General features: G+C 61.9%; 17 protein-coding genes and 2 pseudogenes. 9 read left to right on the forward strand and 10 right to left on the reverse strand.

The window, feature by feature from the left end:
• Window positions 1–91 precede the first annotated feature (91 nt).
• From Q0931_RS04890 to Q0931_RS04915, 6 genes are all read right to left on the reverse strand, one after another.
• Window positions 92–1,291, reverse strand: a complete 1,200-nt coding sequence (locus Q0931_RS04890) for an alpha/beta fold hydrolase (RefSeq protein WP_299257840.1) — start codon at window positions 1,289–1,291, stop codon at window positions 92–94.
• Window positions 1,292–1,348: 57 nt separating this feature from the next.
• Window positions 1,349–2,671: a TIGR00366 family protein gene (locus tag Q0931_RS04895; protein WP_299257841.1), complete on the reverse strand. Its 1,323-nt coding sequence runs from the start codon at window positions 2,669–2,671 to the stop codon at window positions 1,349–1,351.
• 34 nt (window positions 2,672–2,705) lie between these two features.
• On the reverse strand, window positions 2,706–3,908 hold the full coding sequence (gene pcaF, locus Q0931_RS04900) for a 3-oxoadipyl-CoA thiolase (protein ID WP_299257843.1): 1,203 nt from the start codon (window positions 3,906–3,908) through the stop codon (window positions 2,706–2,708).
• A complete protein-coding gene (locus Q0931_RS04905; protein WP_299258198.1) occupies window positions 3,905–4,735 on the reverse strand; it encodes a CoA-transferase subunit beta in 831 nt (276 codons plus the stop codon). Before Q0931_RS04905 ends, pcaF begins: the two co-directional genes overlap by 4 nt.
• 5 nt (window positions 4,736–4,740) lie before the next feature.
• Window positions 4,741–5,565: a CoA transferase subunit A gene (locus Q0931_RS04910; protein ID WP_299257845.1), complete on the reverse strand. Its 825-nt coding sequence runs from the start codon at window positions 5,563–5,565 to the stop codon at window positions 4,741–4,743.
• Between the two features lie 257 nt (window positions 5,566–5,822).
• The gene (locus Q0931_RS04915) at window positions 5,823–6,971 is read right to left on the reverse strand and encodes a lyase family protein (RefSeq protein WP_299257846.1); all 1,149 of its coding nucleotides are present in this window, start codon (window positions 6,969–6,971) and stop codon (window positions 5,823–5,825) included.
• 155 nt (window positions 6,972–7,126) lie between these two features.
• Between Q0931_RS04915 and Q0931_RS04920 the strand changes: the two genes are divergently transcribed.
• From Q0931_RS04920 to pcaG, 3 genes are all read left to right on the forward strand, one after another.
• Complete coding sequence (locus Q0931_RS04920; protein ID WP_299257848.1) at window positions 7,127–7,927, forward strand: IclR family transcriptional regulator C-terminal domain-containing protein; 801 nt, start codon at window positions 7,127–7,129, stop codon at window positions 7,925–7,927.
• 270 nt (window positions 7,928–8,197) lie between these two features.
• On the forward strand, window positions 8,198–8,935 hold the full coding sequence (gene pcaH, locus Q0931_RS04925; protein ID WP_299257850.1) for a protocatechuate 3,4-dioxygenase subunit beta: 738 nt from the start codon (window positions 8,198–8,200) through the stop codon (window positions 8,933–8,935).
• Between the two features lie 42 nt (window positions 8,936–8,977).
• A complete protein-coding gene (pcaG, locus tag Q0931_RS04930) occupies window positions 8,978–9,592 on the forward strand; it encodes a protocatechuate 3,4-dioxygenase subunit alpha (RefSeq protein WP_299258200.1) in 615 nt (204 codons plus the stop codon).
• A 98-nt stretch (window positions 9,593–9,690) separates the two neighbouring features.
• On the opposite strand, the gene Q0931_RS04935 is transcribed toward pcaG, so the two are convergent.
• The gene (locus Q0931_RS04935; RefSeq protein WP_299257852.1) at window positions 9,691–10,584 is read right to left on the reverse strand and encodes a helix-turn-helix domain-containing protein; all 894 of its coding nucleotides are present in this window, start codon (window positions 10,582–10,584) and stop codon (window positions 9,691–9,693) included.
• Between the two features lie 147 nt (window positions 10,585–10,731).
• On the opposite strand from Q0931_RS04935, the gene pobA reads away from it, so the two are divergent.
• On the forward strand, window positions 10,732–11,916 hold the full coding sequence (gene pobA, locus Q0931_RS04940) for a 4-hydroxybenzoate 3-monooxygenase (protein ID WP_299257854.1): 1,185 nt from the start codon (window positions 10,732–10,734) through the stop codon (window positions 11,914–11,916).
• Between the two features lie 93 nt (window positions 11,917–12,009).
• On the opposite strand, the gene Q0931_RS04945 is transcribed toward pobA, so the two are convergent.
• Complete coding sequence (locus Q0931_RS04945) at window positions 12,010–12,228, reverse strand: hypothetical protein (RefSeq protein WP_299258206.1); 219 nt, start codon at window positions 12,226–12,228, stop codon at window positions 12,010–12,012.
• On the opposite strand from Q0931_RS04945, the pseudogene Q0931_RS04950 reads away from it, so the two are divergent.
• From Q0931_RS04950 to Q0931_RS04965, 4 genes and pseudogenes are all read left to right on the forward strand, one after another.
• A pseudogene (locus tag Q0931_RS04950) lies at window positions 12,185–12,661 on the forward strand (C4-dicarboxylate ABC transporter substrate-binding protein); the annotation flags it as partial. The gene Q0931_RS04945 and the pseudogene Q0931_RS04950 sit on opposite strands and share 44 nt — an antisense overlap.
• A gap of 129 nt (window positions 12,662–12,790) precedes the next feature.
• Window positions 12,791–13,330: a TRAP transporter small permease subunit gene (locus Q0931_RS04955; RefSeq protein ID WP_299257856.1), complete on the forward strand. Its 540-nt coding sequence runs from the start codon at window positions 12,791–12,793 to the stop codon at window positions 13,328–13,330.
• A pseudogene (locus tag Q0931_RS04960) lies at window positions 13,320–14,611 on the forward strand (TRAP transporter large permease). Before Q0931_RS04955 ends, Q0931_RS04960 begins: the two are co-directional and overlap by 11 nt.
• 142 nt (window positions 14,612–14,753) lie before the next feature.
• Window positions 14,754–15,851: a M42 family metallopeptidase gene (locus Q0931_RS04965; RefSeq protein ID WP_299257858.1), complete on the forward strand. Its 1,098-nt coding sequence runs from the start codon at window positions 14,754–14,756 to the stop codon at window positions 15,849–15,851.
• A 43-nt stretch (window positions 15,852–15,894) separates the two neighbouring features.
• On the opposite strand, the gene Q0931_RS04970 is transcribed toward Q0931_RS04965, so the two are convergent.
• Window positions 15,895–16,536, reverse strand: a complete 642-nt coding sequence (locus Q0931_RS04970) for a LysE family translocator (protein WP_299257860.1) — start codon at window positions 16,534–16,536, stop codon at window positions 15,895–15,897.
• Between the two features lie 89 nt (window positions 16,537–16,625).
• On the opposite strand from Q0931_RS04970, the gene gloA reads away from it, so the two are divergent.
• The gene (gene gloA, locus Q0931_RS04975) at window positions 16,626–17,159 is read left to right on the forward strand and encodes a lactoylglutathione lyase (protein WP_299257862.1); all 534 of its coding nucleotides are present in this window, start codon (window positions 16,626–16,628) and stop codon (window positions 17,157–17,159) included.
• Between the two features lie 45 nt (window positions 17,160–17,204).
• Here the strand turns inward: gloA and Q0931_RS04980 are convergent, their stop codons facing one another.
• Complete coding sequence (locus Q0931_RS04980; protein ID WP_299257864.1) at window positions 17,205–18,629, reverse strand: mechanosensitive ion channel domain-containing protein; 1,425 nt, start codon at window positions 18,627–18,629, stop codon at window positions 17,205–17,207.
• Window positions 18,630–18,718 lie beyond the last annotated feature (89 nt).

The following is an 18,718-nucleotide window of genomic DNA, read 5'->3' on the forward strand; positions in this document are numbered from 1 at the left end:
GATTGGAAAAACATTGCCTGTCCAGCGTGCGGCCTGCTCATGAGGCCCTGCCCTGTCAGCAATGACGCTGCTGTATTCACGCTGTAAACCGTTAACCCTCGGGGTGCGATGACGCGGGCTGGTCGCCCCAGCCATGCTGTCTGGCCAGTCCAAAGGCGTGATTGGCCGCCGGCACCCCGGCATAGGTGGCCACATGCATCAGGACCTGGCGCAGCTCTGACTCGCTGACCCCGGTGCGATGGGCGGTCTTCAAATGCAGCACCAGCTCGCCATCACGCCCGAGGACGGCCAGAATCGCCAGCGTAATCAGGCTGCGCTGGGTGACAGACAGATCCTGACTGCCCCACAGCTCGCCCCACGCAAAGCGGGTGATCATCTGCTGGAACGGCTGATCCAATGTGGTGGCATTGTTTGACGCGCGCTCGACATGCTCGGCGCCGAGCACGCGCTTGCGGGTCGCAAGCCCCTCATCATGATTGACGCCGTGAAGGCCAATGTTGCCACCACGGGTACCCAGCCAGGTCATGAGGCGCTGTGCCAAGGCGTATGGCTGTTCGACCGGGGGCACGTGGCCGACACCGGGCAGAATTTCCAGTGGCGGCTCATTCAGGCAGTCCGCCAGCGCCGTGAGCGTCTCCGGCGGTGTTGAAAGGTCGTCACTGCCACCGAGCAGGTAAAGGCCGTCGCGCTCGGGTCTTTTCTCGAATGCATCACGCATGTCGAAGCCGGCCAGCATCTCGCACAGCCGCGCATAGCTCTCATCATTGGTGCGGGCGAGCTGGGCGCGCCAGCCTTCCACGAGAGCCTCGTTTTCGCGGGTGGCGGCACTGAACCAGCGCGGCGCCAGCTCAGCGGCCATCGCGGCCAGCCCTTCGCTGCGGACACGTTTTGCGCGCACATGCCAGTTGTCCGGGGTGCCGATAACGGCGCCCGTATTGGTCAGGACTACCGCGGCCAGGCGCTCGCCGTGGTGTACCAGCAGGTGCTGACCCAGTGCGCCGCCAATCGAGGTGCCCACGAAGTGAAAGCGCTCGGCGCCGGTCTGGGCCACCAGCGTGAGCAGTTCATCGGCCAGCGCCTCGATGGTCAGGGCACCAGAGGCGGCGGCACTGCCGCCGTGGCCGGGTAGATCCCACGTCAGGACGCGATAGCGGCTCAAAAGGGTGGGCAGCACCTCGTCCCAGACGCTCTGGCTCATGCCCAGTGGATGGGCGAGCACCACCAGCGGTGCCGCTTCCGGGCCCAGCAAGCGCCAGGCGATAGTGCGACCCTGATACTCCATGAACGTCATGTGTGTCTCCTGATGGTCCAGTTCCGGTATGTCGAGTGCAGGCCGTGCTGCGGCGGCTTATCCCAGCAGGGCCAGCGCGGCAAAGACGCCACCGATGGCCAGCCCCGAAATCACCAGCCAGATGATGAGATAGCCCATGATGTCGCGCGCCGAGAGCCCTGCCACACCCAGCAGCGGCAGTGCCCAGAACGGCTGAATCTGGTTGGTCCAGCCGTCTCCCCAGGTGAAGGCCATGATGGTCTGGGCCGGGTCGGCGCCAATGGCGGCGGCCGCCTCCATCATGATCGGCCCCTGAATGGCCCACTGACCGCCGCCGGAGGGAATGAAGAAGTTGACGATGCCGGCACACAAAAAGGTCAGGATGGGAAAGGTGGCAGGCGTGGCCAGTGAGATGACGGCTTGTGAAAAGTGTGTGACCAGTCCTGATCCGGTCATCATGCCCGCGATGCCGGCATATAGCGGAAACTGCACGATGATGCCGCGGGCCGCGCTCACTCCCTTTTCTGCCGCGGCCAGATAGGCCTTCGGACTGCGGTGCAGCAACAGTCCCAGCGCCAGAAAGAAAATGATCACGGTATCGAGATCGATACTCAGCCCGTCGGTTACGGCCTGAACGATCAGGTAAAGCGCCGCCATGGCCCCCAGAAACAGGGTTGGCAGGCGGCTTTGCTCGATGCGATCGGACGGCGTATCGGCGGGGGCCTCGTCATGGGTCTCGGGCGCTGCCGGGGTCCGGTCGGTCATTTGCAGGGTGACAATGTGCTCGGGCTGCTTCTGACGCGCGAAAAAGGCCAGCAGCAGGGCCAGCAGCAACAGCGTCAGGGCGATGTTCCAGCCGGAATAAAGCGTTTGCGAGACCGGCACGATGCCAATCGCGTCTTCCATGAAATGTCCGGGGGTAGCGATGACCAGAGGAATCGACGACGACGGACCGCGCACCAGTTCGCCGCCGTAGGCGGCCGCCACCAGCAGCGGGAAGTGGATACCTGCAACTCGGTGGCCCATCTCGCGGGCCAGGATGGCGCCTGCCACCATGCCGAATCCCCAGTTGAGGTAGTAGCAGACAAAGCTGAAGACGATGGTCAGTAAAATGGCCTGCCGCGGCGAGCCGGCATGTCGGGTCAGACCGGACAGCGCGGTCTGAACGACCGGCGTCAGGGCCAGTACATAGCCGGTCAGCAGCACCAGCGTCATCTGCATGCCAAACTTGAAAAGCGCCGAGAAACCATCACCCCAGTACGTCACCATATCGATGGGCGACTGCCGGGTAATGCCCATGCCAAGGGCAAGCACGATGGCGGTCAGCATCACCGCCAGCACGAAGGCACTGGGCAGATAGCGCTGAACGATGCGAACCGATACGTTGGTGATGGCTTCCATGATGCTCCCTTCTGCAGGCATGCAGATGATGGGTTCAGACCCGCTCCAGCACCGTCGCAATACCCTGACCCACGCCGATGCACATGGTACACAGCGCAAATCGTCCCCCGCGCTGTTCAAGCTCGTGCATGGCGCTGGTGATGATGCGCCCGCCCGACATGCCCAGCGGATGGCCAAGCGCAATGGCGCCGCCGTTGGGATTGACCCGTGGGTCGTCATCGGCAATGCCCAGCTCGCGCAGACACGCCAGCGCCTGGGCGGCGAAGGCCTCGTTCAGCTCGATATGATCGAGTTGATCAAGTGTCATGCCCAGCCGACCCAGCAACCTTTGGGTGGCAGGCACCGGCCCCATGCCCATGATGCGCGGCTCGACCCCGGCCGTGGCCATGCCGTGGAGGCGGGCCATCGGGGCAAGATTGAAGCGTTTTACCGCCGCCTCACTGGCGACCAGCATCGCTACTGCGCCGTCGTTGATGCCGGAGGCATTGCCGGCGGTGATGCTGCCGCCGTCACGAAAGGGCGCGGACAGGCCGGCGAGCTTTTCAAGCGTGGTGTCGCGCGGATGCTCATCGGTATCAAATATCAGTGCAGGCTGTTTGCGCCGTGCCACTTCAAACGGCTCGATCTCTCGCGCCAGCCGACCGCTGTCCTGAGCCCGCCTGGTGCGCTGCTGTGAATTCAGGGCAAAAAGATCCTGATCCTCACGCGAAATATTGAACTGTTCAGCCACATTCTCGGCCGTTTCGGGCATCGAGTGCGTGCCAAAGCGTTCTTTCATCAAACGATTGACGAAGCGCCAGCCCATGGTGGTGTCTTCCATGGTCTGGCCACGTGACCAGGCACTGTCTGCCTTGCCCATGACATAGGGCGCACGCGACATTGATTCGACCCCACCGGCGAGCATCAGCTCGGCCTCGCCGGCGCGAATGGCGCGCGCCGCGGTGCCGATGGCATCCATGCTGGAGCCGCATAGCCGATTAATGGTGGTGCCGGGCACGCTTTCCGGCAGACCGGCCAATAGTGCCGCCATGCGGGCCACGTTGCGGTTGTCCTCACCGGCCTGATTGGCGCAGCCCATGATGACGTCATCGATGGCAGCGGGGTCGAGATCCGGGGCCTGACGCAGCACGGCTTCAAACATGCGCGCGGCCATGTCGTCGGGACGCACACCGGCCAGCGCGCCGCCAAATTTACCCACGGCAGTGCGCCGGGGATGGCAGAGATAGACGTCCGTCATGCGCTTTTCTCCTCATGGTGACCGCTATGGTGTCGCTCGGTGCGCGCCTTGAGCTCGCGCAGCGTGCTGACTTCATGCTCGCTGGGCTCGGGGGTGGCCTCGGGCGACTCGACAAAGCGCACCGGCCAGCCGGTCGCATCAACAATCTGCTCACGGGTGACGCCGGGATGAATCGAAGTGACCACCAGCTCGTGGGTATCCGGGTCAGGGCGCATCAGACACAGGTCGGTGATCACCAGCGTCGGGCCACGGCCAATGTGACGGGCGGTTTCGGGATGAAGATCGTCACGGGCGCGGCCGTCGCGCCCGAAGCCGAGGCTGGTGATAAAGTCGACCTCTTCAACAAAGGCGCGCGGAGAGTGCTTGATCATCACGAACACTTCACGCGAGTTGGTGGCGATCTCCGGGGCGCCGCCACCGCCGGGCAGACGTACCTTCGGTTCACGATAGTCACCGATCAGGGTGGTATTGAGATTGGCGTAGCGATCGATCTGGGCGGTGCCGAGAAAGCCGACATCGACCCGGCCACCCTGCAGCCAGTAGCGAAACATCTCCGGCACCGACACGGTGGACAGTGCCGTATCACACAGCTCGCCGTCCCCGATGGACAGCGGCAGCACGTCAGGCCTGGTCTGCAGGGTGCCGGATTCGTAGATCAATACCGTATCGGGGGCATGGGTCAGGCGAGCCAGATTGGCGGCCTCGCTGGGCAGGCCGATGCCGACAAAGCAGGTGGTGCCATTGGTGAGCGCGCGGGAGGCCGTGACCGTCATCATTTCGGTGGCGGTGTAGTCGTGGGCCGTCGTGTTGCCATGGTCAGGGGACATATCACTCATGCAGACACTCCTTCTTCGACGGTCATGACGTTGTCTTCCATCCACTGGCGGAAGGTGTCGCGGTCGCGGGCGATGGCGTCCCACTGCTTGTAGAAGTCGTTGCGGCGGCCGTAGTAGCCGTGGGTGTAGGAAGGCGCGGCGCCGCCGGGCGCGACGGCGATGGCGCTGATGGCCCAGGCCGGCAGCACGCAGGCATTGGGATGGGCCTCCAGACTGTCAACGACCTCCTCGACGGTCACCACGCTGCGGCGAGCGGCCAGTACGGCCTCCTTCTGCACGCCGATGATGCCCTCGATCAGCACGTTACCGGCCCGATCTGCCTTCTGGGCATGGATGACGGTGACGTCGGGGCGATTGGCAGGGATGGCGGCCAGCCGCTCGCCGGTAAAGGGGCAGTCGATGTGGCGAATGTCCTGGTTGACCCGCGGCAGGTCACTGCCGAGATAGCCACGAAGCACCGCCAGCGGCAGACCGGCGGCACCGGCCTCCCAGGCGCACGCCATCGCAGCGTGGCTGTGCTCGAGGATCTCAAGCGGTGCCGGGTAGTGCTTCTCGACGGCGTCGCGCAGGCGATGCAGGGAGCCAACCCCGGGGTTGCCGCCCCAGGAAAAGATCAGCTTCGAGGCGCAGCCCATGCCGATCATCTGGTCATAAAGCAGATCAGGCGTCATGCGAATCAGCGTCAGATTCTGGCGCTTTTGGCGGATGATCTCATGGCCGGCGGCAAACGGGATGAGATGGGTAAACCCTTCCAGCGCCACGGTATCGCCATCGTGGACGTGGCGGGCGATCGCCTCGTGAAGCGAGAGAAACTCAGCCATGAGAGGGCCTCTTTTGTTCGCTATATGAACTTTATGTTTGCAATGCGAACCAGATTATGGCGAGGCCGAGCAGGCCGTCAATACACCCCGACGGATGGCGGGTAGCGTAGAGACCTCGAATAGCCGTTGGCAGGCGATTGTTTTAACAGCAAAAAATGCCGCCGAACCGTGAGGGCGACGGCAGCAAAATTGCGACCAAGGTCTACAAAACGGGAGCGGTTGAGGCAGGTGCCGTGCGCACTGACTGGCCGGTATGGCTACCGAACCAGATGCGCCAGCACCCGATCAATCTGGCAGTGGCTGCTGTCGGTATCATGGCGGGCGGCCATATTCAGGGCTGCTAGCCGCGAGGCCATCACGTCATCGTGAACTTCCAGCCCTTCCAGCAGCACGGCGAGCTGTAACAGGGCACCTTCCAGCAGCTGCTGGCTTTCGATCAGCGGCGCCCATTCGCTGTGCCATTCGCCCAGACCGCGTTCCAGTGGCTGGCTGGCGGCGTTGATCACGGTGGCCGTATGGCCGTGAACGTGGCGGGTGGCGGTGCGAATCAGCGCGCAGCGCACCGGATTGCGCTTGTGGGCCATCGACGAGGAGCCACCCACCCCTTCGCCAGCGGGTTCACTCAGCTCGCCAATCTCGCTTTGTGCCAGCAGGGCCACATCAAGGGCGATCTTGTCAGCGGCGGTGGCCAGCGCATCCAGTGCGGTGATCAGGGCGTGGATTGGCTGGCGGTTGGTATGCCAGGGCAGCAGTGGGGCGCGCAGCCCCAGCGAGGCGGCCAGTGTCGCCATGATGGCGAGCCCGTCATCAAGCCCGTTATGGATGCCTACCGGGCCGCCAAACTGCACCGGCAGACCTGTCTCGGCAATTTCAGCCAGGCGTGTTCGCGCCTCATCCAGCTGCAGTGCCCACTGGGCCGCGCGTACGCCAAAGGTGATCGGCAGGGCCTGCTGCATCAGGGTGCGCCCGATCATCGCGGTATTGCGGTGGCGATCCATCAGATCAGCCAGGGCGCTCAGGCTGCGCTGAGCCAGCGTCAGCAGGGTAGGCAGCCGCCGCTGGCTTAGAAGCATCAGGGCACTGTCGAGCACGTCCTGACTGGTGGCGCCAAAATGAAAATGAGCCCGCAGAGGCTTGGGCAGGGCAGCCTTTGCCTGGCGCACGAAGGGAATTGCCACGTTGCCGCCCAGCGCTGTGCCGTTTTCCAGATCCTCGAGATCAAACACGTGATCGGCAAGATGCTGTCGTAGTGCCTCACCGGTACCGGCGGGCAGCACGCCGTGTTGCTCTTCGCTGTCGGCCAGCGCCAGTTCAAAGTGTTTCATGGCATCGATCAGGGCGGCGTTGTCAAAATGCGCAAGCGCTGCCCGGCTCATGAATGGGTGGTGAAGAAATGCGCAGGCCATGGTGTCTCCCCGCTATTGCGCTGATGCAGATACTCTGCGACCTTTTGTACGTTGAGCGAACAACCTTATCCTGGCATGCGCTCCTGACGCTGGCGAGTGCCAGCACAGGCTGCTTTTGCCTCCTTTTTTCGAGACCCCTTCAGGAGAGCCCTTCGATGGTGAAGCCGACCGACGGCGATGAAGACGCCGCGATTACGCCGGACGATCGAGATTTCGTGACCGCGCTGGCCAGCGGGCTGGAGGTCATTTCGGCGTTTGATCAGGAGCATCGCAGCATGACGCTCAGCGAGGTGGCTGCCCGCACCGGCATGAACCGGGCCCGGGCACGCCGGTTTTTGCTGACCCTGCATGCGCTGGGCTATGTGGCGCGGCGCAAGCGTCAGTTCGAGCTTTCGCCTCGCGTGCTGTCGCTGGGCTATTCGTTTCTGTCGGCCAACAACTACCACTCGGTGGTCCAGCAGGGGCTTGAAGAGCTGACCGAACGCACGGGGGAATCGGCATCACTCGGGGTGCTCGACGGGCTCGAGGTGGTGTACGCCGCCCGTTCGGCTGCTCGCCACCGGCTGATGGCCATTACACTGTCGGTAGGCACGCGTCTGCCGGCGCTTTACACCTCGATGGGACGCACGCTGCTGGCGCAGCTGGATGAGACCACGCTTGATACCCTGCTTGAGGGCGTAACGCTTGAAGCGCATACCGGGTACACCCTGACCGACATGGCGGCCTTTCGCGGCGAACTCGCCCGGGTACGGCGCGACGGTTTTTGTGTGGTGGATCAGGAGCTTGATTCGGGCCTGCGCTCGCTGGCGGTGCCGCTGTATGCCGGCACCGGGCGGCTGCTGGGGGCGATCAACATCAGCACCAACGCCATGCGCATCTCCGATCAGCAGTTGCGAGAAGACTTCCTGCCGCTGCTGCTGGAAAAGCGCGATCAGCTGGCCCGTCACATGCAGTAAGTCATCTTCAGTAAATCTTCTGCAGCAAGTCATCTGCAGCAAGCCATCTTCAGTAACCCCTGCCGGGCAGGCCTCTCCTGCCGGCACTGTCCTTCAAACCGGTTGACCGGTCTGCGACCAAAGTGGTGATTGCCTTTTGCGGACTGGCTCCATAGTTTGGTTCGCATCACAAAGAAGTGTTCATATCGCGAACAAATCGTTGGCAAAACACTTCTCTCCTGCACCGCTGCCCGCCCGCCGAGCGCTTCATTCACCCACGAGATGCAAGTCATGTCGGATATAGAGAACAGGCGCTTTGTACCGCGCGATCGCAACTGGCACCCCGCCCCACACACGCCCGGCTACAAGACGTCGGTGGCACGCTCGCCGCGCCAGGCGCTGGTCAGTCTGCTGAAACCCACCGTGTCCGAGCTGTCCGGCCCGGACTTTCGTCACCTGCGCATGGGCCCGAACGACAACGATCTACTGCTCAACTTCCGTGAGGATCCGCAGCATTCGGGACTGCCGATCGGCGAGCGCATCATCATGCATGGTCGGGTCATCGATCAGTTCGGCAAGCCCGTGCCCCACACGCTGGTAGAAATGTGGCAGGCCAATGCCGGCGGGCGCTACCGGCACAAGAAGGATCAATATCTCGCCCCGCTCGACCCCGGCTTTGGCGGCGTGGGGCGCTGTCTGACCGATGAGCAGGGCTGGTATCGCTTTCGCACCATCAAGCCGGGCCCCTATCCCTGGCCCAACGACATCAACAGCTGGCGCCCGGCCCATATTCACGTCTCGGTGATGGGGCCTTCGATCTCGACACGCCTGATCACCCAGATGTATTTCGAGGGCGATCCGCTGATTCCGCTGTGCCCCATCGTACAAACGCTGCGCGACCCCGAGGCCGTGGCGACCATGGTCGGGCGGCTGGATATGGCGCACAGTCGCACCATGGACTGTCTGACCTATCGCTTTGATCTTGTCGTACGCGGTGAACTGCAAACCTGGTTTGAGAATCAGGGCTAAGTGAACAGGAGATCAGTCATGCAACAGCCCAATGCGCAACCGATGGCGGACGGCGTGCTGCGCGAAACCGCCTCGCAGACCGCCGGCCCCTATGTCCATATCGGACTGGCACTCGATATCGCCGGCCTGCCACCGCGGGAGCAGGAAGTCTGGAACCGACTGGCCGGCGATCAGGCCGAAGGTGAGCGTATCGAGATCGTTGGTCGTGTCATTGATGGCAACGGCGATATTGTTCGGGATGCTTTGCTGGAAGTGTGGCAGGCCAATGCCGACGGTCAGTATCAGCCCCGCTTTGACAGTGATGCCCCCTTTAACAGTTTCGGACGGACGGCCGCGACGGTGGAAAACGATGGCGAATGGCAGTTTTTCACCGTCAAACCCGGCGCCGTGGCACTGGCCAACGGTCGGCAGATGGCACCGCACATCAACCTGATGGTGTTTGCCCGCGGCATCAACATCCAGCTCAGCACAAGGCTCTACTTCGAGGATGAAACGGAGGCCAACGCGGGCTGCCCGATTTTCAATGCCATTGAATCCCCCACGCGCCGCCAGACCCTGCTGGCCCGGCGCGAATCAGACGACGGTGAATCCGGGGCGCGCTACCGCTTTGATATTCGCCTGCAGGGCGAGGGCGAGACGGCGTTTTTCGACTTTTAACCTTTTGCACCGCATCAAAAACTCATGCCCTGGCCGGGCCCTGGAACAGGCCGTGACCGCGGCGGCTTGATCCGTCACCGCGCACGTTATGTTCCCTGTTACGCGCCCGGCAGCCGCTGGCGAAAGGCGCGTGGCGTCTCACCGGTATGGCGCTTGAAAAAGCGCGTGAAATAGCCGGGCTCGGAAAAGCCGAGCTGCTCACTGACAGTGGCGATGCTGTGGCGGGTATAGGTCAGCTGGCGACGGGCCTCAAGCAGCACTCGCTCGTGCAGCAGCTGCAGCGCACTGCGCCCGGCCAGCATCCGGCAGATCTCATTGAGATGGGCGCTGCTGATGCCGATACCGGCGGCCAGCTGCGGTACGGTGGGCTGGTTACGAAAGCAGGTTTCGATCAGGGCCTGATACCGCTGCAGGTGCTGTTCGCCTCGCCGGGATGTCGGGCGATGGTGATGCGGCTGCCAGCGGGCGCGTCGCCACAGCTGCAGCACGACTGCCTCGATCAGGGCATTGAGCATGACCTCCCGTCCCTCCTGTTGACCCATCGGGGTATGGCGATATTCGGTGTGCAGCTGTTTGATCAGCGCTGTCAAAGGCGCCTGCTCGGCACGCAGGGCGAGGGCGTAATGATTGGCACGATGCAGCACCTGTGCCTGGGGGAGGCGTTGCTGGAGCTTTTCGACCAGCGGTCGGGCCAGCGTGACGATGTGGCCTTCGGTGTCCGGTGAAAAGTGAAAGTCATGAGAGACCGCGGCCGGTACGCAGATCAGTGCCGGTGGCGTCAGTCGGCAGGTCAGCTCGCCAAGGTGCGCGCTGCCGCCACCCCTTGTGAGCAGCAGCAGATGCATCAGGTCGGTATGGCGATGGGGCCTGATCTGCCAGCCGTGGGGCAGGCTGCGATCGGCAATGGTTTCGCAGTGCAACAGGTCCGGCGTGGGCCAGTCCCGGGTTTCACCGTACAGACGAAAGACAGGCACTGTCTGGGCTATCGTCATCACCAATCTTCCGGTCGGGCATGGTCTGCCAGACTAAAGTCATCGAGTAATCCGCGGATATTGTCATTTCGTCGTTCATTTGTGCCTTAAAGGCGTGCGCTGTGAAGCAGAAAATGAGATCTATCATTTCTGTAACGGAAGTTCGCGATGCGTACAAAAGTGGCCATTATCGGCGCCGGCCCGGCGGGCCTGCTGCTGGGGCAGCTGCTGCAGCGTCAGGGTATCGACAACGTCATTCTCGAGCGGCGCTCAGGAGACTACGTGCTGGGACGAATTCGCGCCGGCGTACTGGAGCAGGGCACGGTGGATCTATTGCGCGAGGCGGGTGTCGACCAGCGCATGAGTGAGGAGGGCATGCCTCATGATGGCTTTGAGCTTGCCTTTGATAACCGTCGGGTCCGTGTCGATCTTGCCGGGCTTACCGGTGGCCGATCCGTCATGGTGTACGGCCAGACCGAAGTTACCCGCGATCTGATGGAGGCCCGGGAAGCGGCCGGTGCCACGACCATCTATGAAGCCGACAACGTCGCGCTGCACGATCTTGATACCGAGCAACCTTGGGTGTCCTTTGAAAGCGAAGGGGAAACCCGTCGCCTGGAGTGTGACTATGTGGCCGGCTGTGATGGTTATCACGGCGTGTCACGTCGTTCGATTCCCGAAGATCGCCTTGAAATCTTCGAGCGGGTCTATCCGTTTGGCTGGCTGGGCATGCTCTCCGATACGCCCCCGGTGTCTGACGAGCTGATCTATTCAAGTCACACACGAGGCTTTGCCCTGTGCAGCATGCGTTCCCGGACCCGTAGCCGTTACTACCTGCAGGTACCGGCGGGTGAAAGGGTCGAGGACTGGTCCGACGAGCGCTTCTGGGAGGAGCTCAGGGCGCGCCTGCCCGAGGATATTGCCAGAACACTGGTCACCGGGCCCGCCATCGAGAAAAGCATCGCGCCACTGCGCAGTGTTGTGGTCGAGCCCATGCAGTACGGAAGGCTTTTTCTGGCCGGTGATGCCGCCCATATCGTCCCGCCCACCGGCGCCAAGGGTCTGAACCTGGCCGCCAGCGATGTGCATACCCTTTATCACCTGCTGGTCAGAATCTACCGGGAAGGCCGCGCCGATCTCATCTCTCGCTACTCCGACATATGCCTGCGGCGTGTCTGGAAGGCCGAACGCTTTTCATGGTGGATGACCACCAATCTGCACCGCTTTTCCGATAAGCAAGACTTCGAACGGCGCCTTCAGCAGGCCGAGCTGGATTACTGCACAGGTTCCCGTGCGGGGCTTGTCACCATTGCCGAAAACTATGTGGGGTTGCCCTTTGAGGCGCTGGAGTAATCGCTCATCACATGCTCCCGTATTTCAATGTGGCCGGGCTGCGCCATGTCATGTGGCCGCGTAGTGATGCAGGGCAGCGGCGCATCACCCCGCTCAACTAAAGTCGGTTTTCGCTCCAGCCACGGTTGGTTTATGTTGTTCCTCAAAGCGAACTTTTGTACTTATTGCGAACAATAAATTGATGATCGGCATGCTGCGATCGCTCAAGAGGTTACGCCCGCCCATGAAAATTCGTTCCGGGATTTGTGTATTGACAGCTGCAGCGGCCATGCTGACCGCCGGCGCCAGCCAGGCCGCGACTACGCTTCGCATGTCTCATTTTTGGCCGGGCGTTTCTGCGATCAATCAGGAGATTTTCGAGGATTGGGCGAAAAGCGTCGAGGCGGCTTCTGATGGTGAGCTGCGGGTGCAGAATTTTCCATCGCAGACGTTGAGCAAGGCCGACGATACCTATGACGCAACCGTCAAGGGGATTACCGATATCGGGATTACCGCTCAGGGCTACACGGCCGGTCGTTTCCCGCTGTCACAGATCGTCGAGCTGCCGGGCGTTGCCGAATCGGCGCCGGAAGGCGCCTGCATCATGCAGACCCTTTATGACGACGGCCGTTTTGGTGATGAGTACAAGGACAGCCATGTGCTGTTCATGTTTACCACCGGGCCGGGCTATATCCATACCCGCGAGACGGATGTCCAGACGCCGGCAGATCTACAGGGGTTGCGTATCCGACGCCCGACAGCTATCTGAGCGAGCTTGAATCACGCGGCCTTGACCAGGCGCGCGAGGTGTATCAGGCCGCGCTGGAGGCCAAAAGGAACTGCGGCGCGGGGATTTGATTCCTGACCATCTGATTTCTGACCCGGAGAGAGCGTCATGCAGCAGGGGTTCATTCGTATTGGTCGCTGGCTGGAGATCGTGAGCAGGCTGGTGGCCGGCGTGTCCCTTGCCGGCATGCTGGCGGTGACCGTAGCTGATGTCACGCTGCGCTATCTGTACCGCTTCAGTGACGGTGCCATGACACTGCGGGTCGCGGGCAGTGTTGAGCTGGTCAGTTATCTGATGCTGTTTGCCCTGCTGGCAGCCATGGCGGCCAATGTCGAGAAAGGACAGGTGGTGGTCGAGGCGTTCAGCCATCGACTCAACGACACCCTCAAGACCCGCCTCAACGGCTTTTATCTGCTGGGATTTGCAGTGCTGGGGCTGCTGGTGGCCATCGGGCTATGGGATTCGGCTGTCAGTGCCCGCGGCCACGGGGAGGTCACGCAGGATCTGCGCCTGCCGATGGGGCCGATCTACACGGTTGCGGCCGGGCTGAGTCTGCTGCTGGGTATCCGAAGTCTGGTGTTTGCGGTGCTGGGCTTTTGGTTCAACTACCGCGTGGCCTCGGTCGAGGAGATTCCGGATGGGAAGTGAAATGATCGGGGTCCTGGGCCTGGGGCTGCTGCTGGTATTGATGGTGCTGCGTGTGCCGGTTGCGCTGACCATGCTGATCGTCGGTGTGGGCGGCTTTGCCCAGGTGATCAGCTGGAGTGCGGCCCTGTCGATGGTGCGCTCTGTCCCTGTCGAGGTATTGACCAACTACAGCTTCAGCGCCGTGCCGATGTTCATTTTAATGGGGTGCTGGCGGCGCATTCGGGCATGGCCGGCAAGCTTTTCGGTTCAACGCGCGCGATCTGTGGGGGCTGGAAGGGTGGCCTGGCGATTGCGGCAGTGGGCTCCTGCGGGATCTTTTCGGCGATCTCGGGCTCCTCGCTGGCAACGGCCAGTACCATGACCCGGGTGGCCCTGCCCGAAATGGAGCGCTACGGCTATAACCGGGGCCTGGCCACCGGGGCACTGGCCGCCGGCGGAACGCTGGGCATCATGATCCCGCCCAGTATCGCCCTGCTGATTTATGCCATTCTCACCGAGCAGTCAGTGGGCGACATGTTCATGGCCGGTCTGATCCCGGGGCTGATGGGGCTTGTGTTCTATTGTTTGACCATTACCGTGGTGATGCGGCTGCGCCCGTCGCTGGCAGTGGCGGGCGAACCCACCGGCTGGGGTCAAAAATTCGCGTCGCTGACAGGGCTGGTGCCGTTTTTCGCGGTGTTCCTGCTGATCATTCTGGGCATCTATTTCGGGCTGTTCACGCCGACCGAAGGGGCCAGCGTCGGTGCCTTCGCAACCCTGCTTTACGCCGTGTTCAAGGGTATGCGCGTGGCCGGGCTATGGAGCGCGCTACAGGAAACTCTGGCGCTCTCCACGGTAGTGTTTTTCATGCTGGTCGGTGCCGAGACGCTGGGCTACTTCATCTCGGTCTCACGCATTTCGTTTTCCATTTCGGATTATCTGTACAGCCTGCAGCTGGCGCCGATCGTGGTGCTGCTGTGCATTCTGGCGATGTACTTCATTCTCGGCATGTTCATGGACTCGATCGCCATGCTGGTGATCACCGTGCCGGTGGTCTATCCGATCATTCAGGCGATGGGCATTGATCCGGTCTGGTTTGGCATCGTCACGGTCCTGACGGTCGAGCTGGGGCTGATCACGCCGCCGGTCGGCATGAATGTCTTTGTCATCAAGGCGATGGCGCCCCATGTAGGGCTGGGCGAAATCTTCAGGGGCGTGGCGCCCTTTATCGTTTCGGACTTCGTACGTCTGGCACTATTGATCCTGTTCCCGGCGCTCAGTCTGTATCTGGTTACCGGGTGACCATCGGGCTTTTGATCGACAGTTCCACTCGATTCAAGCGCTCAGAGGCAGCGCTCAGGGCTGGACGATTGATCCGATTCGCGCCATGGTCAGGGCGTACGGATCGATGGATCCCGGAATCACCGCATCAACAGGACACCCCATGAGTGATAACACCCCCCTTTTGAACGACCAGTCGATGGATTTCCTCGAGCGCTATCTCAATAACGCCTCGCCCACCGGCTATGAGTGGGAAGGCCAGAAACTGTGGATGGACTATCTGCGCCCGTGGGTCGATGAGTTCTTCACCGACACCTATGGCACGGCGGTGGGCGTGATCAATCCCGATGCCCAATACAAGGTCGTGATCGAAGGCCATGCCGACGAGATCAGCTGGTATGTGAACTACATCTCCGATGAAGGACTGCTCTATGTGATCCGCAACGGCGGCAGCGACCATCAGATCGCGCCCTCCAAGCGGGTCAACATTCATACGAAAAACGGCATCGTTGAAGGCGTGTTCGGCTGGCCGGCGATCCATACCCGCCGCAGCCCCGGCAGCGAAGAGCAGGCACCCAAGCCGGACAACATCTTTATCGACGTGGGCTGTGACAACAAGGAAGAGGTCGAAAAGCTCGGCGTGCACGTCGGCTGCGTGATCACCTATCCGGATACCTTCAGGGTGCTCAACGGCAACAAATTTGTCTGCCGCGCGCTGGATAACCGCATGGGCGGCTTCATGATTGCCGAGGTGGCGCGTCTTCTGAAGGAGAACGGCAAGACGCTCGATTTCGGCCTCTACATCGTCAATTCGGTGCAGGAAGAGGTGGGCCTGCGCGGGGCGCAGATGATCGCCGAGCGTATCCGTCCGAATGTGGCGATCGTGACGGATGTGACCCATGACACCCACACACCGATGATTGATCCCAAGAAGGAAGGCAGCAACAGGATGGGGGCCGGCCCGGTAATTGCCTGGGCACCGGCGGTGCAGAACCGTCTGCGCGAGCGCATTCTGGAAGTGGCCGAGAAGGGCGACATCCCCTTCCAGCGGGTCGCCAAGTCACGCGCCACCGGCACCGACACGGATTCGTTTGCCTACAGTAATACCGGTGTGGCCTCGGCACTGATCTCGCTGCCGCTGCGCTACATGCACACCACCGTCGAGATGGTGCAGCGCGAGGATGTCGAAAACGTCATTCGCCTGATCTACGAGACGCTTTTGAACATCAAGACAGGCGAGACGTTCAGCTATTTTGAATAATCGCCATCGTTGAGAGATTCGGCGCCTCTGGCGCCGAATCCCTTTAGCCCGGTGTCCGCGTCAGGGCCAGCCGAATGCCCAGTGCCACGAACATGACACCGACGCTGCGCTCGAGCCATGCCTTGAGTCTGGCGCCGGGGCGCAGGCGCTGTCCGCCCAGCGTGACGGCAGCGATCAAAACGGCACTCCACAGGGTGCCGACGACATCAAATATCAGCCCCAGGGTCAGAAAGGCGAGCGGCTTGAGGGTGGCGGTCGGGTCAATGAACTGCGGCATGAAGGCCATGAAAAACAGTGCCACTTTCGGATTGAGTACGTTGGTCAAAAACCCCTGACGAAACAGCGTGCGCAGACGGACAGGGCTGACACGAGCCACCGGTGTCTGCGGGGTCTGATGGCGGCGCTTGAGAAGGGCCGACAGGCCCAGCCAGATCAGATAGAGCGCCCCGACCCATTTGACCAGCGTGAAGGCCATCGCAGACGTGGCCAGAATGGCCGACAGCCCGAGTGCTGCGGCGAAAACATGCACCAGCGTGCCGGTGCTGATGCCCAGTGCCGTTACCGCGCCCTGCTGCCAGCTGCCCGCGGCGGTACGCGACACGATCAATAGCGAATCCGGGCCCGGCGTCATGTTCAGGATCAGGCCCGAAAGCATGAAAAGAGCAAGATCATGGATGCCCAGCATGAGATGCCTCCGGCTTGTTATTTGTGCTGTGCTCTTGAGGTCATGGGCACACGCTGATGGTTAACGAATTTATTATCAAGGAGAAACACATGACCACCTTTACCGAGAAGGCCCCGGGTGTGGCCGAGGAAATTCCGACCGCCGCGGCGGGCTTTACCCTCAACCACTCGATGGTGCGCATCAAGGACCCGGAGCGCGCCCTGCACTTCTATACCCACGTGTTCGGCATGCGCCTGCTGCGCAAGCTCGACTTTCCCGAGATGCAGTTCACGCTCTATTTCCTGACGCAGCTGTCTCCGGAAGACAGCGTGCCGGAAGACCCGGACGAGCGCACGATCTGGACCTTCAGCCAGCGCGGGCTGCTGGAGCTGACCCACAACTGGGGCACCGAAGAGGATCCGGAGTTTGCCTATCACAACGGCAACTCGGACCCGCAGGGCTATGGCCATATCTGTTTCAACGTGCCCAACCTGGAAAGTGCCGAGACCTGGTTTGAGGACATGGGGGTCGAGTTCATCAAGCGCGCCAATGACGGCAAAATGAAAAACGTCATCTTCGTGAAGGACCCGGACGGCTACTGGATCGAGGTGATTCAGGCCGATCTGATGGCGGGCGCCGGGTAGTAACGCCCGACGACGCACGCGTGTCCCGGCCCTACTGGCCGGGGCCTACTGGCCGGGGCCCGGGCCGTTGGGTGTCCGGTCCTCTGCCGGGGCGTCCTCCGGCGTCTGAGTCAACGATGTCTTTTCAACCGCAGCAGGGGGCTCTTTCTGTTTGCCCTCTTCCTGCTCGCCATGCAGGCTGTTGCGATCCGGCATCATCACCCGCATGCGCGGGAAGGCATCCGGATAGTCACGGGCGATAAAGCGAATCAGCCCTTCGCGCATCTCACAGCGCAGGTCAAAGGTATCGCCGCCGCCGCGAGCGCTGACCAGCACGCGCAGCTGCATGTTGTACTCGGTCATCTCCAGCAGCTGCACCTTGCATACCAAACCGCTCCACAGCGGCGAATTCTGCGCGATGCGGGTGGCTTCTTCCTGCAGCGCGTCCAGCGGCAGTGAAAAATCGGCATGCAAAAAGACGCTGCCGATCAGGTCATTGGTGCGCCTGGTCCAGTTCTCGAACGGATTGTCGAGAAACCAGTTGATCGGCAGCACCAGCCGTCGCCAGTCCCAGAGCCTGACCACCACATAGGTCAGCGTCAGCTCCTCGATCCAGCCCCATTCGCCCTGCACCACCACCGCATCATCAAGCTGGATCGGCTGGGTCATCGCGATCTGAACCCCGGCCAGCAGGTTGCCGAAAATCTTCTGCGCGGCAAAGCCCAGCACCACCCCGATGATGCCGGCCGAGGCCAGAATGCTGGTGCCGAGCTGGCGCACCTTGTCAAAGAGCATCAGCATCGAGGCCAGCGCCACCAGCACGATGATGAAGTTGATCAGCTTGCGCAGCACGGCGATCTGCGTGTGTACCTTGCGCGCGGCCAGGTTATCGGCCACATCGACGCGATAGTGCTCCCGAAGCGCGCGCTCAACGATATTGACCCCGTGCACCAGGATGCCGGCGATGCTGCCAATCAGCAGCATGCTGGTGAGGTTGTGAATGACCAGGTCAAAGCGCTCGGAGGTCACGAACAGCGGAAACAGCGAGAAGAGCAGAAATATCGGGAAAAGTGCCGCGGCGGCCCGGGCCAGAAAGGGCGCCAGAAAGCGCTCGAAGTAGCCGTGGCGCGTGTCCGACCAGCGGTCCATCACGGCAATGACGCGGCGGGAAACCCGTAAAAACAGCCAAAAGCCCAGAAAGACGCCCACCACGTTGGCCAGTGTCATGATCGAGGATTGCCAGCCCAGAACAGCAGGAATCAGATAGTAAAGGGCCACCATCACGCCATAGCACCACACCAGACACACCAGCGGTGGATGCACGGCCAGCGCCGCCACGTTGAGCAGATGCCAGCGCCCGTGCTCCAGCCGGCGCAGGCGAAGGTGCAGAACCTTGAGCCCGCCATGCAGGACCACGGCGGCGGCGATCGCCACCATGGCCAGCGCCCAGCGGGGCAGGTGCATCAACCAGATCATCAGAGTGTCATGCATGAAGCGGATCCTGTCACAGTCGGACATGAGTGCCTTTCTGACCTTAGTACAGGATCGAGACCTTCGTATCATGTCGTTACTCCCACAAT

Source organism: uncultured Kushneria sp. (genome assembly GCF_947497025.1).
Classification (GTDB): domain Bacteria; phylum Pseudomonadota; class Gammaproteobacteria; order Pseudomonadales; family Halomonadaceae; genus Kushneria.

Coding starts and splice junctions, on each gene's coding strand:
- pobA (WP_299257854.1), top strand. CDS start 10,732: ATGCGTACAAAAGTGGCCATTATCGGCGCCGGCCCGGCGGGCCTGCTG.
- Q0931_RS04895 (WP_299257841.1), bottom strand. CDS start 2,671: ATGGAAGCCATCACCAACGTATCGGTTCGCATCGTTCAGCGCTATCTG.
- pcaG (WP_299258200.1), top strand. CDS start 8,978: ATGGCGGACGGCGTGCTGCGCGAAACCGCCTCGCAGACCGCCGGCCCC.
- Q0931_RS04945 (WP_299258206.1), bottom strand. CDS start 12,228: ATGCGAAGCGTAGTCGCGGCCTGGCTGGCGCCGGCGGTCAGCATGGCC.
- Q0931_RS04910 (WP_299257845.1), bottom strand. CDS start 5,565: ATGGCTGAGTTTCTCTCGCTTCACGAGGCGATCGCCCGCCACGTCCAC.
- Q0931_RS04935 (WP_299257852.1), bottom strand. CDS start 10,584: ATGACGATAGCCCAGACAGTGCCTGTCTTTCGTCTGTACGGTGAAACC.
- Q0931_RS04915 (WP_299257846.1), bottom strand. CDS start 6,971: ATGGCCTGCGCATTTCTTCACCACCCATTCATGAGCCGGGCAGCGCTT.
- Q0931_RS04920 (WP_299257848.1), top strand. CDS start 7,127: ATGGTGAAGCCGACCGACGGCGATGAAGACGCCGCGATTACGCCGGAC.
- Q0931_RS04980 (WP_299257864.1), bottom strand. CDS start 18,629: ATGCATGACACTCTGATGATCTGGTTGATGCACCTGCCCCGCTGGGCG.
- gloA (WP_299257862.1), top strand. CDS start 16,626: ATGACCACCTTTACCGAGAAGGCCCCGGGTGTGGCCGAGGAAATTCCG.
- Q0931_RS04965 (WP_299257858.1), top strand. CDS start 14,754: ATGAGTGATAACACCCCCCTTTTGAACGACCAGTCGATGGATTTCCTC.
- Q0931_RS04970 (WP_299257860.1), bottom strand. CDS start 16,536: ATGCTGGGCATCCATGATCTTGCTCTTTTCATGCTTTCGGGCCTGATC.
- Q0931_RS04890 (WP_299257840.1), bottom strand. CDS start 1,291: ATGACGTTCATGGAGTATCAGGGTCGCACTATCGCCTGGCGCTTGCTG.
- Q0931_RS04905 (WP_299258198.1), bottom strand. CDS start 4,735: ATGTCCCCTGACCATGGCAACACGACGGCCCACGACTACACCGCCACC.
- pcaF (WP_299257843.1), bottom strand. CDS start 3,908: ATGACGGACGTCTATCTCTGCCATCCCCGGCGCACTGCCGTGGGTAAA.
- pcaH (WP_299257850.1), top strand. CDS start 8,198: ATGTCGGATATAGAGAACAGGCGCTTTGTACCGCGCGATCGCAACTGG.
- Q0931_RS04955 (WP_299257856.1), top strand. CDS start 12,791: ATGCAGCAGGGGTTCATTCGTATTGGTCGCTGGCTGGAGATCGTGAGC.